We start from the raw sequence: 13,670 nt of genomic DNA on the forward strand, positions 1-13,670 counted from the left end.
AGCTCGCGGACGAAATTGAAAGGAGAAATCTATGGCTGACGAACAGACAGTGGATACGCAAAACCCAGACGCCAACCAGGCGCCCGAGGCTTCGGGTGATGACCTGGCGGCTCGTGTACAAGTGCTCGAAGAGCAACTGGCAGGCGCTCAGGATCAGGCTTTGCGTGTAGCCGCCGATCTGCAGAACGTCCGCCGTCGCGCCGAGCAGGATGTGGAGAAGGCTCACAAGTTCGCGCTGGAAAAATTCGCCGGCGACCTGCTGCCGATCGTCGACAGCCTGGAGCGTGGCCTGGAACTGTCCAGCCCGGACGACGAAAGCATCCGTCCGATGCGCGAAGGCATCGAGCTGACCCTGAAAATGTTCCACGACACTCTCAAGCGTTATCAGCTTGAAGCGATCGATCCGCATGGCGAACCGTTCAACGCCGTTCAGCATCAGGCAATGGCCATGCAGGAAAGCGCCGATGTCGAGCCGAACAGCGTTCTGAAGGTGTTCCAGAAGGGCTATCAGCTCAATGGTCGCCTGTTGCGCCCGGCGATGGTCGTGGTCAGCAAGGCGCCTGCGCCGGTTTCGCCTTCGATTGACGAGCAGGCTTGAAATCCGCCGCAAGGCCCCCATTTATAAGTCAAGCGTTTAAGTGCTACCGCAGTTAGCCACCACTGCTGCGGCAACCAAATCCAAAGTTTCGGGAGAGTGAACATGGGCAAAATTATCGGTATCGACCTAGGGACTACCAACTCCTGCGTCTCCGTGCTGGAAAACGGCAAGGCAAAAGTTATTGAAAACGCTGAAGGCGCGCGTACCACGCCGTCGATCATCGCTTACGCCAACGATGGCGAAATCCTGGTTGGCCAGTCGGCCAAGCGTCAGGCCGTGACCAATCCGCACAACACCCTGTATGCGGTGAAGCGTCTGATCGGTCGTCGTTTCGACGAAGAAGTCGTGCAGAAAGACATTCAGATGGTCCCTTACAAGATCGTCAAGGCTGACAACAGCGACGCCTGGGTTGAAGTGAACGGCCAGAAAATGGCACCGCCACAAATCTCGGCTGAAATCCTGAAGAAGATGAAGAAGACCGCCGAAGACTATCTCGGCGAGACCGTGACTGAAGCGGTGATCACCGTTCCGGCCTACTTCAACGACAGCCAGCGCCAGGCGACCAAAGACGCCGGCCGCATCGCTGGCCTGGACGTAAAACGTATCATCAACGAACCAACCGCAGCTGCTCTGGCTTACGGCATGGACAAGGCCAAGGGCGATCACACCGTGATCGTTTACGACCTGGGCGGCGGTACTTTCGACGTTTCCGTGATCGAGATCGCTGAAGTCGATGGCGAGCACCAGTTCGAAGTACTGGCCACCAACGGTGACACGTTCCTGGGCGGTGAAGACTTTGACATTCGTCTGATCGACTACCTCGTCGACGAATTCAAGAAAGAAAGCGGCATGAACCTCAAGGGCGACCCGCTGGCCATGCAGCGCCTGAAAGAAGCTGCTGAAAAAGCCAAGATCGAACTGTCCTCGAGCCAGTCGACCGACGTGAACCTGCCGTACATCACTGCAGACGCCACCGGTCCTAAGCACCTGAACGTGAAGATCTCCCGCGCCAAGCTCGAAGCGCTGGTGGAAGACCTGGTTCAGCGCACCATCGAACCTTGCCGCATCGCAATGAAAGATGCCGGTATCGACGTTGGCGCGATCAACGACGTGATCCTGGTGGGCGGTCAGACCCGTATGCCACTGGTTCAGAAGCTGGTAACCGAGTTCTTCGGTAAAGAAGCTCGTAAAGACGTCAACCCGGACGAAGCGGTTGCCATGGGTGCTGCCATCCAGGGTGCGGTACTGGCCGGTGACGTGAAAGACGTTCTGCTGCTCGACGTCAGCCCGCTGACCCTGGGTATCGAAACCATGGGTGGCGTGATGACTGCGCTGATCGAGAAAAACACCACGATTCCTACCAAGAAATCGCAAGTGTTCTCGACTGCCGACGACAACCAGGGCGCCGTGACCATTCACGTGCTGCAAGGCGAGCGTAAGCAAGCCGCACAGAACAAGTCCCTGGGCAAGTTCGACCTGGCCGACATTCCACCAGCTCCACGTGGCGTGCCGCAGATCGAAGTGACCTTCGACATCGACGCCAACGGCATCCTGCACGTAGGTGCGAAGGACAAGGCTACCGGCAAGACTCAGTCGATCGTGATCAAGGCCAACTCCGGTCTGTCCGACGAAGAAATCGAGCGCATGGTGCGTGATGCCGAGGCTAACGCCGAGGAAGATCGCAAGTTCGAAGAGCTGGCCGCTGCCCGTAACCAGGGTGATGCACTGGTTCACTCGACTCGCAAAATGGTCTCCGACGCCGGCGATAAAGTGACCGCTGAAGAGAAGACTGCAATCGAAGCTGCCGTAGTTGCCCTGGAAGCCGCCGTTAAAGGCGACGACAAGGCTGCTATCGACGCCAAGGTTGAAGAGCTGTCGAAAGTCTCCGCTCCAGTGGCGCAGAAGATGTACGCCGAACAGGCTCAGCCTGCTGAAGGCGCGGCACCGCACGACGACAAGGCGGAAAAGGCTGACGACGTTGTCGACGCCGAGTTCGAAGAAGTCAAAGACCACAAGTAAGTTGTTGGTCGGCCGGTTGACTGCCTTTAGGCGGTGACTGGTAGGATGTCGCCGCGCGGGAGCTTGCTCCCGCGTTGGCGTATCTGGAATACGCGAATTTTTACAGCATGCGACAGCGTTCACGTGCTGGTGGTATGGCCGGAAATGCTCCTGCTTTTCGTGCCGCAAGTACCGCAAGAATCAAAGACCAGGATCGTTGAATTGACGTGAGTTGGGTCCGGGCCTGTATTGGGGCTCAACGAGTTCGGCAAACTCAGGAGGGTTTTGTCGGACGTCCTCAAGAGTGCAAAGACTTATGGCAAAGCGTGACTATTACGAAGTGTTGGGTGTTGAGCGTGGCTCAAGCGAAGCGGACCTGAAGAAGGCTTACCGTCGCCTGGCGATGAAGCACCACCCGGACCGTAATCCCGATGACAAGGCGTCGGAAGAGATGTTCAAGGAGGCCAACGAGGCCTACGAAGTGCTGTCCGATTCCAGCAAGCGCGCGGCGTACGACCAGTACGGCCATGCTGGTGTCGACCCGAGCATGGGTGGCGGCGGTGCCGGTTTCGGCGGTCAGAACTTCTCCGACATCTTTGGTGATGTCTTCAGTGACTTCTTCGGTGGCGGTCGCGGCGGTTCCCGTGGCGGTGCTCAGCGCGGCAGTGACTTGCGCTACACCCTGGAGCTGGATCTCGAAGAGGCGGTGCGCGGTACGACCGTGAATATCCGCGTTCCGACGCTGGTCAACTGCAAGCCTTGCGACGGCTCCGGTGCCAAGAAAGGTTCTGCGCCGGTGACCTGCCCGACTTGCGGCGGTATCGGTCAGGTGCGCATGCAGCAAGGTTTCTTCTCGGTGCAGCAGACCTGCCCGCGCTGCCATGGCCAAGGCAAGATCATTTCCGATCCGTGCGATTCCTGCCACGGCGAAGGTCGTCTCGAAGAGTACAAGACTCTGTCGGTGAAAGTGCCGGCCGGTGTCGATACCGGTGATCGCATTCGTCTGTCCGGCGAAGGCGAGGCGGGTGCCCAGGGTGGCCCGACTGGCGACCTGTACGTGGTGATCAATGTGCGCGAGCACTCGATTTTCCAGCGCGATGGCAAGCACCTGTTCTGCGAAGTGCCGATCAGCTTCGTCGATGCGGCGCTGGGTGGCGAGCTGGAGATTCCGACCCTTGATGGCCGGGTCAAGCTGAAGATCCCTGAGGGGACTCAGACCGGCAAGCAGTTCCGTGTGCGTGGCAAGGGTGTCGCGCCAGTGCGTGGCGGTGGTGCTGGCGACTTGATGTGCCGCGTGGCGGTCGAGACTCCGGTCAACCTGAGCCGTCGCCAGCGTGAAATGCTCGAGGAATTCCGTAGTTCGCTGGCGGATGACAACAGCCATTCGCCAAAAACCACCGGTTGGTTCGAAGGCGTGAAGCGCTTCTTCGGCGATTTGTAAGGAGACAGGCATGCGACGTATTGCAGTGATGGGCGCCGCCGGGCGCATGGGCAAGACCCTGATTGAAGCCGTGCAGCAAACCCCGGGTGCCGGTCTGACGGCGGCGGTGGATCGTCCCGACAGCACGTTGGTCGGCGCGGATGCCGGTGAGTTGGCTGCGCTGGGTCGTATCGGCGTGCCTCTGTCCGGTGATCTGGATCGGGTGGTCGACGAGTTCGACGTGCTGATCGACTTCACGCACCCGACGGTGACCCTGAAGAACCTGGCTTTCTGCCGTAAACACGGCAAGGCCATGATCATCGGTACCACCGGTTTCAGCGTTGAAGAAAAGCAGCTGCTGGCGGAAGCGGGCAAGGACATTCCGATTGTCTTCGCGGCCAACTTCAGTGTCGGGGTCAACCTGTGCCTGAAGTTGCTCGACACGGCCGCTCGCGTATTGGGTGACGATGTCGATATCGAAATCACCGAGGCTCACCATCGGCATAAAGTCGATGCGCCGTCCGGCACTGCCGTGCGCATGGGAGAGGTGATTGCCGATGCGTTGGGTCGCGATCTGAAAAAGGTGGCGGTGTATGGTCGTGAGGGCCAGACCGGCGCTCGTGATCGCGAGACCATTGGTTTCGCTACTGTACGCGCTGGCGACATCGTCGGTGATCACACCGTGCTGTTCGCCGCCGACGGCGAGCGTGTCGAGATCACCCACAAGGCGTCCAGTCGCATGACGTTCGCCAAGGGTGCGGTACGTGCTGCATTGTGGCTGGACGGGCGCGAGCCTGGTCTTTACGACATGCAAGACGTGCTCGATCTGCGTTAAGATGCACCCGAAATCGGGCTCGCGCACAGCGTTTGAGCCCGGTTTTGTTCCGCCAAGCGACGTCCTGTCGCATTCTCCAGCCTTTAAGGCTCATTGGCGGTAGACCAAAAAGGCCTTTTTCTGTAAGCTACAGCTTTAGTGTGTCCACTAAAAGCGCGCAGAATAATTCAGTGAAGAAGCGGGGTGACGTGTCCATACGTCACTCCGCTTTTTTACAACCTGCGATCGCCCTTTCAGGCTTTATTTACGGGAGGTCTTCTTGACTAAGCCAGCCATACTCGCCCTTGCTGATGGCAGCATTTTTCGCGGCGAAGCCATTGGAGCCGACGGTCAAACCGTTGGTGAGGTGGTGTTCAACACCGCAATGACCGGCTATCAGGAAATCCTTACCGATCCTTCCTACGCCCAACAGATTGTTACCCTGACTTACCCGCACATCGGCAACACCGGCACCACGCCGGAGGACGCCGAGTCCAACCGCGTCTGGTCTGCCGGCCTGGTCATCCGTGACCTGCCACTGGTGGCGAGCAACTGGCGTAACACGATGTCCCTGTCCGACTACCTGAAGGCCAACAATGTTGTGGCCATCGCCGGTATCGACACCCGCCGCCTGACGCGCATCCTGCGTGAAAAAGGCGCGCAGAACGGCTGCATCATGGCTGGTGACAACATTTCCGAAGCTGCCGCCATTGCCGCCGCCCAGGGCTTCCCTGGCCTCAAGGGCATGGACCTGGCGAAAGTCGTCAGCACCAAGGAAAGCTATGAGTGGCGCTCGACTGTCTGGGATCTGAAAACCGACAGCCACGCGACCATCGAAGCTTCCGAGCTGCCGTACCACGTGGTTGCCTACGACTACGGCGTCAAGGTGAACATCCTGCGCATGCTGGTCGAGCGCGGCTGCCGCGTGACCGTCGTGCCTGCGCAAACGCCTGCGGCCGATGTGCTGGCGCTGAAGCCGGACGGCGTATTCCTGTCCAACGGCCCTGGTGACCCGGAGCCTTGCGACTACGCGATCCAGGCGATCAAGGACGTGCTGGAAACCGAAATTCCGGTCTTCGGTATCTGCCTCGGTCACCAACTGCTGGCCCTGGCCTCCGGCGCCAAGACCCTGAAAATGGGTCATGGCCACCACGGTGCCAACCACCCCGTCCAGGACCTGGACAGCGGTGTGGTAATGATCACCAGCCAGAACCACGGTTTTGCCGTAGACGAAGCGACCCTGCCGGCCAACGTTCGCGCGATCCACAAATCGCTGTTCGACGGCACCCTGCAAGGTATCGAGCGTACCGACAAGAGCGCCTTCAGCTTCCAGGGTCACCCGGAAGCCAGCCCTGGCCCGAACGACGTAGCGCCATTGTTCGATCGCTTCATCACCGAGATGGCCAAGCGACGCTGATCGCTCGCCCTGATGTAGCAAGGCTTGAGGGTGGTCCCGATACCGGCGGCCCCCTCAAGGCTTCAGATTGAACAAGACGGCTTGCCGACTGACCTGCGGATTTGAGTGACAAACCCATGCCAAAACGTACAGACATTAAAAGCATCCTGATTCTCGGCGCTGGCCCGATCGTGATCGGCCAGGCCTGCGAATTCGACTACTCCGGCGCCCAGGCCTGCAAGGCCCTGCGCGAAGAGGGTTACCGCGTCATCCTGGTGAACTCCAACCCGGCCACCATCATGACCGACCCGGCCATGGCCGACGCGACCTACATCGAGCCGATCAAGTGGCAGACCGTTGCCAAGATCATCGAAAAAGAGCGTCCGGACGCGCTGCTGCCGACCATGGGCGGCCAGACTGCTCTGAACTGCGCCCTGGACCTGGAGCGCGAAGGCGTTCTGGAGAAGTTCGGCGTAGAGATGATCGGTGCCAACGCCGACACCATCGACAAGGCTGAAGATCGTTCGCGTTTCGACAAGGCGATGAAATCCATCGGCCTGGCGTGCCCGCGTTCCGGTATCGCCCACAGCATGGAAGAGGCCAATGCGGTCCTCGAGAAGCTTGGCTTCCCGTGCATCATCCGTCCGTCCTTCACCATGGGCGGCACCGGTGGCGGTATTGCTTACAACCGTGAAGAGTTCGAAGAAATCTGCGCCCGTGGTCTGGACCTGTCGCCGACCAAGGAACTGCTGATCGACGAATCGCTGATCGGTTGGAAAGAATACGAGATGGAGGTTGTCCGCGATAAGAAGGACAACTGCATCATCGTCTGCTCCATCGAAAACTTCGACCCGATGGGCGTGCACACCGGTGACTCGATCACCGTGGCACCTGCACAGACCCTGACTGACAAGGAATACCAGATCCTGCGTAACGCCTCCCTGGCGGTACTGCGCGAGATCGGCGTGGAAACCGGCGGCTCCAACGTTCAGTTCGGTATCTGCCCGAACACTGGCCGCATGGTCGTGATCGAGATGAACCCGCGTGTATCCCGTTCGTCGGCCCTGGCTTCGAAAGCCACCGGCTTCCCGATCGCCAAGGTTGCGGCCAAGCTGGCCGTGGGTTACACCCTCGACGAGCTGTCGAACGACATTACCGGCGGCAAGACCCCGGCGTCCTTCGAGCCGTCCATCGACTATGTCGTCACCAAGCTGCCACGCTTTGCCTTCGAGAAGTTCTCCAAGGCTGACGCGCGCCTGACCACTCAGATGAAGTCGGTCGGTGAAGTCATGGCCATCGGCCGGACCTTCCAGGAGTCCCTGCAGAAAGCCCTGCGCGGCCTGGAAGTCGGTGTTTGCGGTCTGGACGAGAAGGTTGATCTGGCCAACCCGGAAAGCATGAGCGTGCTCAAGCGCGAGCTGACCGTGCCGGGCGCCGAGCGTATCTGGTACGTGGCGGACGCCATGCGCGCCGGCATGAGTGTTGAAGACATCTTCGGCATGACCATGATCGATCCTTGGTTCCTGGTGCAGATGGAAGACCTGATCAAGGACGAAGAGAAGGTCAAGACCCTGGGTCTGACCAGCATCGATCGCGATCTGATGTTCCGCCTCAAGCGCAAAGGCTTCTCCGATATGCGCCTGGCCAAACTGCTGGGCGTGACCGAGAAGAGCCTGCGTGCTCATCGTCACAAGCTGGAAATCTTCCCGGTCTACAAGCGCGTCGATACCTGCGCCGCTGAGTTCGCCACCGACACCGCCTACCTGTACTCGACGTACGAAGAAGAGTGCGAAGCGGCGCCATCGGGTCGCGACAAGATCATGATCCTGGGTGGCGGTCCGAACCGTATCGGCCAGGGCATCGAGTTCGACTACTGCTGCGTACACGCGGCACTGGCCCTGCGCGATGACGGGTACGAGACCATCATGGTCAACTGCAACCCGGAAACCGTTTCTACCGACTATGACACTTCCGATCGCCTGTACTTCGAGCCGGTGACCCTGGAAGACGTGCTGGAAATCGTCCGCGTCGAGAAGCCAAAAGGCGTGATCGTCCAGTACGGCGGCCAGACCCCGCTGAAACTGGCTCGTGCCCTGGAAGCTGCTGGCGTGCCGATCATCGGCACCAGTCCTGATGCAATCGACCGCGCTGAAGACCGTGAGCGCTTCCAGCAGATGGTTCAGCGCCTGAACCTGCGTCAGCCGCCAAACGCCACCGTGCGCAGCGAAGACGAAGCGATTCGTGCCGCCGCCAAGATCGGTTACCCGCTGGTGGTGCGCCCGTCCTATGTACTGGGCGGTCGTGCGATGGAAATCGTTTACGAAGAAGAAGAACTCAAGCGCTACCTGCGTGAAGCGGTTCAAGTGTCCAACGACAGCCCGGTGCTGCTGGATCACTTCCTCAACTGCGCCATCGAAATGGACGTGGATGCGGTCTGCGACGGCAAGGACGTGGTAATCGGCGCGATCATGCAGCACATCGAGCAGGCTGGTGTTCACTCCGGTGACTCCGCATGCTCGCTGCCGCCATACTCGCTGCCGGCGCACATCCAGGACGAGATGCGCGAACAGGTCAAGAAAATGGCCCTGGAACTCGGCGTGATCGGCCTGATGAACGTTCAGCTGGCGCTGCAAGGCGACGACATCTACGTCATCGAAGTCAACCCGCGCGCTTCCCGTACCGTACCGTTCGTGTCCAAGTGCATCGGTGTTTCCCTGGCAATGATCGCGGCTCGCGTCATGGCCGGTAAGACCTTGAAGGAAATCGGCTTCACCAAGGAAATCATCCCGAACTTCTACAGCGTGAAAGAGGCGGTGTTCCCGTTCGCCAAATTCCCTGGTGTTGACCCGATCCTCGGCCCGGAGATGAAGTCGACTGGTGAAGTGATGGGCGTGGGCGACACCTTTGGTGAAGCGTTCGCCAAGGCCCAGATGGGTGCCAGCGAAGTGTTGCCGACCGGCGGTACTGCGTTCATCAGCGTGCGTGACGACGACAAGCCACTGGTTGCGGGCGTGGCCCGTGATCTGATCAACTTGGGCTTCGAAGTGGTCGCCACTGCCGGTACTGCCAAGCTGATCGAGGCTGCAGGCCTGAAAGTGCGCCGTGTGAACAAGGTGACCGAGGGTCGTCCGCACGTGGTCGACATGATCAAGAATGACGAAGTCACGCTGATCATCAACACCACCGAAGGTCGTCAGTCGATCGCTGATTCGTACTCCATTCGTCGTAATGCCTTGCAGCACAAGATTTACTGCACCACCACCATTGCTGCTGGCGAAGCCATCTGCGAAGCGCTGAAGTTCGGTCCCGAGAAGACCGTACGCCGCTTGCAGGATCTACACGCAGGATTGAAGGCATGAGCATAACGAAGTACCCAATGACCGTTCAGGGCGCTCGCGCCCTGGAAGAGGAACACACTCACCTGACCAAGGTCGTCCGTCCGAAGCTCAGCCAGGACATCGGTACGGCCCGCGAGTTGGGTGACTTGAAGGAAAACGCTGAATACCACGCTGCCCGTGAGCAGCAGGGTATGGTCGAGGCGCGCATTCGTGACATCGAGGGCCGGATTCAGAATCAGGTCATCATTGATGTCACGACCATTCCTCATACTGGCAAAGTGATTTTCGGCACCACTGTTGAAATCGCCAACGTCGAAACTGACGAGCGCGTCACCTATCACATCGTGGGTGAGGATGAGGCTGACTTCAAATTGGGCAAAATCTCTGTTGGTTCGCCACTGGCCCGCGCCTTGATTGCCAAGGAAGAGGGTGATGTGGTCGCCGTCAAGACGCCTGGCGGCGTTATCGAGTACGAGATTGTCGAAGTTCGCCACATTTGAAGGCCGGCGCCCGTTTCGTGCGGGCGTCATGCTTTGGCAGCTGACCCAGATGTTGTGGGTCGGCGGTTTGTGGCTGTTGCACGTCGGTCTGTTGCCGGTGCTGGGACGAATTGGCCTGGCACCGCTGCTGATCGATGAAATCGCAGGCATGCTCAATACGTTGGTAGTGGGATTCGCTACGGCGTGTGTGATATTGCAGGCTTTGGTGCTGGTTAAGGCCGAGGGCCTTGTCAGTCTATGGCGCGATATTCGCGGGCAACTGCTGTTGATGGCGCTGTATGCGTGTGCGATGTACTTCGTGGTGCGTTTCGGCTGGCCGGATGCCGTGCGTTGGCAGGCGTTCAGCTATCTTGTTCTGGGCTTTACCGGGCTGGTGCTGGTGTTGCAGCCGATGCCGGGATGGAGTGGCAGGGTGCGCGAAGCACACCCTTGACCCTTGCCATCACTTGAAGCGATGGACGTTCGACAGCTGCTTGTTGACGCTGAAGTTCTTGCGGTAGATCAGTGCCATCTTGCCGATGACCTGGACCAGATCCGCTTTGCCGACCTTGCAGAGCTCTGCAATGGACGCCAGGCGCGATTCGCGATCGAGGATGTTGAGCTTGATCTTGATCAGCTCGTGATCCGCCAATGCGCGTTCGAGTTCGGCTAACACACCTTCAGTCAAACCATTGTCTGCCACAATCAGAACCGGTTTCAGATGGTGGCCAATGGATTTGTACTGTTTCTTCTGCTCTTGAGTGAGCGGCATAATCTGACCCCTGCGTCTGATCTTGTAAAAAGCGGCGGCCAGTTTACCCGAGCGAGTCCGGGACCGCCCAGTTAATCACGACCCGTTTTATTTTCGAGGTGGCCCGTGGCCCGTTCCAAGACAAGCCTTAACTGGCTGAAAGAACATTTCAACGACCCATTCGTCAAAATGGCACAAAAAGACGGGTATCGTTCCCGCGCCAGCTACAAACTGCTGGAGATCCAGGAAAAGGACCGTCTGATCCGCCCGGGCATGAGCGTAATCGACCTTGGAGCGGCCCCTGGTGGCTGGTCCCAGGTGACCAGTCGTCTGATTGGTGGGCAGGGGACATTGATCGCTTCTGACATTCTGGAAATGGACAGCATCCCGGACGTGACCTTCATTCAGGGCGACTTTACCGAGGATGCCGTGCTGGCCCAGATCCTCGATGCCGTCGGAAATAAGGAAGTAGACCTTGTGATTTCCGATATGGCCCCCAATATGAGTGGACTACCGGCCGTGGACATGCCGCGAGCGATGTTCCTGTGCGAGCTGGCACTGGATCTCTCGACTCGGGTGCTCAAGCCCGGTGGTGATTTTTTGATCAAGATCTTCCAGGGCGAAGGTTTCGACGAGTTCCACAAGAGCGTTCGCCAGCAATTCGAGAAGGTGCAGATGCGCAAGCCGACCTCGTCGCGCGACCGTTCTCGCGAGCAGTACCTGCTGGGCCGTGGTTTCCGCGGACGCAGTGAGAGTTGAGTGAATTTTCGATCAAGGCGATAGGATTTTTGTATTACGCCTTGTCAGAATTAGCGAATATTGTGTAGGAAGTGTTTCACAAAGGGTTACAGACGGCGCCTGCCAAGTTGTAGGTAATGTAGTAAGTTAGGCCGGTGAATATCATGCGAAGCGCGCGCCAGTAGCGGAGCTTGCTTCAGAGGGTAGTTAATTGAACGATATGGCAAAGAATCTGATCCTGTGGTTGATCATCGCGGCTGTCCTGGTGACGGTGATGAACAACTTCTCCAGCCCTAACGAGCCGCAGACCCTCAACTATTCCGACTTCATCCAGCAGGTCAAGGATGGCAAGGTCGAGCGCGTAGCGGTTGATGGCTACGTGATTACCGGCAAGCGCAACGATGGCGACAGCTTCAAGACCATTCGCCCGGCGATCCAGGACAACGGCCTGATCGGCGACCTGGTGGATAACCACGTCGTGGTCGAAGGCAAGCAGCCTGAACAGCAAAGCATCTGGACTCAGCTTCTGGTTGCCAGCTTCCCGATCCTGGTGATCATCGCCGTGTTCATGTTCTTCATGCGGCAGATGCAGGGCGGTGCCGGTGGCAAGGGCGGGCCGATGAGCTTCGGCAAAAGCAAGGCGCGCCTGCTCTCCGAAGATCAGGTGAAGACGACCCTGGCTGACGTTGCCGGTTGCGACGAAGCCAAGGAAGAAGTCGGTGAACTGGTCGAGTTCCTGCGCGATCCGGGCAAATTCCAGCGCCTGGGTGGCCGCATTCCTCGCGGTGTGCTGATGGTGGGTCCTCCGGGTACCGGTAAAACCTTGATCGCCAAGGCCATCGCCGGCGAAGCCAAGGTACCGTTCTTCACCATTTCCGGCTCCGACTTCGTCGAAATGTTCGTCGGCGTGGGTGCCAGCCGTGTTCGCGACATGTTCGAGCAGGCCAAGAAACACGCTCCATGCATCATCTTCATCGACGAAATCGATGCGGTCGGTCGCCATCGTGGTGCTGGCATGGGTGGTGGTCACGACGAGCGCGAGCAGACGCTCAACCAATTGCTGGTTGAGATGGATGGCTTTGAGATGAATGACGGCATCATCGTGATTGCCGCGACCAACCGTCCCGATGTTCTGGACCCTGCGCTGCTGCGTCCGGGCCGTTTCGACCGTCAGGTTGTAGTTGGTCTACCGGACATTCGTGGTCGCGAACAGATTCTCAAGGTTCACATGCGTAAAGTGCCGATGGGCGACGACGTTGCCCCGGCCGTGATCGCTCGTGGTACTCCAGGCTTCTCCGGTGCTGACCTGGCGAACCTGGTGAACGAGGCATCGTTGTTCGCTGCCCGTGCCGGCAAGCGCATCGTCGAGATGAAAGAATTCGAACTGGCGAAAGACAAGATCATGATGGGCGCCGAGCGCAAATCCATGGTCATGTCCGAGAAAGAAAAGCAGAACACGGCTTATCACGAAGCGGGTCACGCCATTGTAGGTCGTGTCGTGCCTGAGCATGATCCGGTGTACAAGGTGTCGATCATCCCGCGCGGTCGTGCGCTGGGTGTGACCATGTTCCTGCCGGAAGAAGATCGTTACAGCCTGTCCAAGCGTGCGTTGATCAGCCAGATCTGCTCGCTGTACGGCGGTCGTATCGCTGAAGAAATGACCCTGGGCTTCGATGGCGTGACCACCGGTGCCTCCAACGACATCATGCGCGCCAGCCAGATTGCGCGGAACATGGTGACCAAGTGGGGTCTTTCGGAAAAGCTCGGTCCGTTGATGTACGCCGAAGAAGAGGGTGAAGTGTTCCTCGGTCGCGGCGGTGGCGGTCAGAGTGCAAGCTTCTCTGGTGAGACAGCCAAGCTGATCGATTCCGAAGTGCGCAGCATCATCGATCAGTGCTATGGCACGGCGAAGCAGATTCTCACGGACAACCGTGACAAGCTCGATGCGATGGCCGATGCCTTGATGAAGTACGAAACGATCGATGCCGAGCAGATCGACGACATCATGGCGGGTCGTACGCCTCGCGAGCCGCGCGACTGGTCGGGTGGCACGGGTACTTCCGGCACCCCTCCGGTGGTGCAGGATGAGCGTCCGGAAACACCGATCGGCGGTCCTGCTGCTGACGTATAAGGTTTTA

Annotated in this window: 11 protein-coding genes; 10 read left to right on the forward strand and 1 reads right to left on the reverse strand. The window is 58.8% G+C overall.

Features of this window, described 5'->3' with window-relative positions:
• The first annotated feature begins 31 nt into the window (after positions 1 to 31).
• The 8 genes from grpE to KGA98_RS17160 all read left to right on the forward strand — a co-directional run bounded on the left by grpE (position 32) and on the right by KGA98_RS17160 (position 10,497).
• Positions 32 to 598, forward strand: a complete 567-nt coding sequence (gene grpE, locus KGA98_RS17125) for a nucleotide exchange factor GrpE (RefSeq protein WP_015093431.1) — start codon at positions 32 to 34, stop codon at positions 596 to 598.
• A gap of 102 nt (positions 599 to 700) precedes the next feature.
• Positions 701 to 2,617: a molecular chaperone DnaK gene (dnaK, locus tag KGA98_RS17130; RefSeq protein WP_057716483.1), complete on the forward strand. Its 1,917-nt coding sequence runs from the start codon at positions 701 to 703 to the stop codon at positions 2,615 to 2,617.
• Positions 2,618 to 2,912: 295 nt separating this feature from the next.
• The gene (gene dnaJ, locus KGA98_RS17135) at positions 2,913 to 4,037 is read left to right on the forward strand and encodes a molecular chaperone DnaJ (protein WP_223502891.1); all 1,125 of its coding nucleotides are present in this window, start codon (positions 2,913 to 2,915) and stop codon (positions 4,035 to 4,037) included.
• Positions 4,038 to 4,047: 10 nt separating this feature from the next.
• Positions 4,048 to 4,851, forward strand: a complete 804-nt coding sequence (gene dapB, locus KGA98_RS17140) for a 4-hydroxy-tetrahydrodipicolinate reductase (RefSeq protein WP_057716481.1) — start codon at positions 4,048 to 4,050, stop codon at positions 4,849 to 4,851.
• A gap of 259 nt (positions 4,852 to 5,110) precedes the next feature.
• Positions 5,111 to 6,247 (forward strand): glutamine-hydrolyzing carbamoyl-phosphate synthase small subunit, encoded by a 1,137-nt coding sequence (carA, locus tag KGA98_RS17145; RefSeq protein ID WP_046038697.1) that lies wholly within the window; start codon positions 5,111 to 5,113, stop codon positions 6,245 to 6,247.
• 116 nt (positions 6,248 to 6,363) lie between these two features.
• Positions 6,364 to 9,585, forward strand: a complete 3,222-nt coding sequence (gene carB / locus KGA98_RS17150) for a carbamoyl-phosphate synthase large subunit (protein ID WP_223502892.1) — start codon at positions 6,364 to 6,366, stop codon at positions 9,583 to 9,585.
• Positions 9,586 to 9,587: 2 nt separating this feature from the next.
• Positions 9,588 to 10,064 carry a transcription elongation factor GreA gene (gene greA, locus KGA98_RS17155; protein WP_034148383.1) on the forward strand — a complete coding sequence of 159 codons (477 nt, stop codon included), beginning with the start codon at positions 9,588 to 9,590 and terminating at the stop codon, positions 10,062 to 10,064.
• 28 nt (positions 10,065 to 10,092) lie between these two features.
• Complete coding sequence (locus tag KGA98_RS17160) at positions 10,093 to 10,497, forward strand: MFS transporter (protein WP_090457736.1); 405 nt, start codon at positions 10,093 to 10,095, stop codon at positions 10,495 to 10,497.
• A 9-nt stretch (positions 10,498 to 10,506) separates the two neighbouring features.
• Here the strand turns inward: KGA98_RS17160 and KGA98_RS17165 are convergent, their stop codons facing one another.
• Positions 10,507 to 10,815, reverse strand: a complete 309-nt coding sequence (locus KGA98_RS17165) for a YhbY family RNA-binding protein (protein ID WP_007942889.1) — start codon at positions 10,813 to 10,815, stop codon at positions 10,507 to 10,509.
• Positions 10,816 to 10,920: 105 nt separating this feature from the next.
• Here KGA98_RS17165 and rlmE point away from each other — a divergent pair, with 105 nt between their 5' ends.
• Positions 10,921 to 11,553 carry a 23S rRNA (uridine(2552)-2'-O)-methyltransferase RlmE gene (gene rlmE / locus KGA98_RS17170; protein ID WP_057716479.1) on the forward strand — a complete coding sequence of 211 codons (633 nt, stop codon included), beginning with the start codon at positions 10,921 to 10,923 and terminating at the stop codon, positions 11,551 to 11,553.
• A 199-nt stretch (positions 11,554 to 11,752) separates the two neighbouring features.
• Positions 11,753 to 13,663, forward strand: a complete 1,911-nt coding sequence (gene ftsH, locus KGA98_RS17175; protein ID WP_057716478.1) for an ATP-dependent zinc metalloprotease FtsH — start codon at positions 11,753 to 11,755, stop codon at positions 13,661 to 13,663.
• The last annotated feature ends 7 nt before the right edge of the window (positions 13,664 to 13,670 follow it).

The sequence above is a fragment of the Pseudomonas sp. BF-R-24 genome (assembly GCF_019947335.1).
GTDB classification, from domain to species: Bacteria; Pseudomonadota; Gammaproteobacteria; order Pseudomonadales; family Pseudomonadaceae; genus Aquipseudomonas; species Aquipseudomonas jessenii.

Bases quoted from the DNA above. Each gene is read 5' to 3' on its own strand.
- grpE (WP_015093431.1), top strand. From the start codon at position 32: ATGGCTGACGAACAGACAGTGGATACGCAAAACCCAGACGCCAACCAG.
- dnaK (WP_057716483.1), top strand. From the start codon at position 701: ATGGGCAAAATTATCGGTATCGACCTAGGGACTACCAACTCCTGCGTC.
- dnaJ (WP_223502891.1), top strand. From the start codon at position 2,913: ATGGCAAAGCGTGACTATTACGAAGTGTTGGGTGTTGAGCGTGGCTCA.
- dapB (WP_057716481.1), top strand. From the start codon at position 4,048: ATGCGACGTATTGCAGTGATGGGCGCCGCCGGGCGCATGGGCAAGACC.
- carB (WP_223502892.1), top strand. From the start codon at position 6,364: ATGCCAAAACGTACAGACATTAAAAGCATCCTGATTCTCGGCGCTGGC.
- KGA98_RS17160 (WP_090457736.1), top strand. From the start codon at position 10,093: ATGCTTTGGCAGCTGACCCAGATGTTGTGGGTCGGCGGTTTGTGGCTG.
- KGA98_RS17165 (WP_007942889.1), bottom strand. From the start codon at position 10,815: ATGCCGCTCACTCAAGAGCAGAAGAAACAGTACAAATCCATTGGCCAC.
- ftsH (WP_057716478.1), top strand. From the start codon at position 11,753: ATGGCAAAGAATCTGATCCTGTGGTTGATCATCGCGGCTGTCCTGGTG.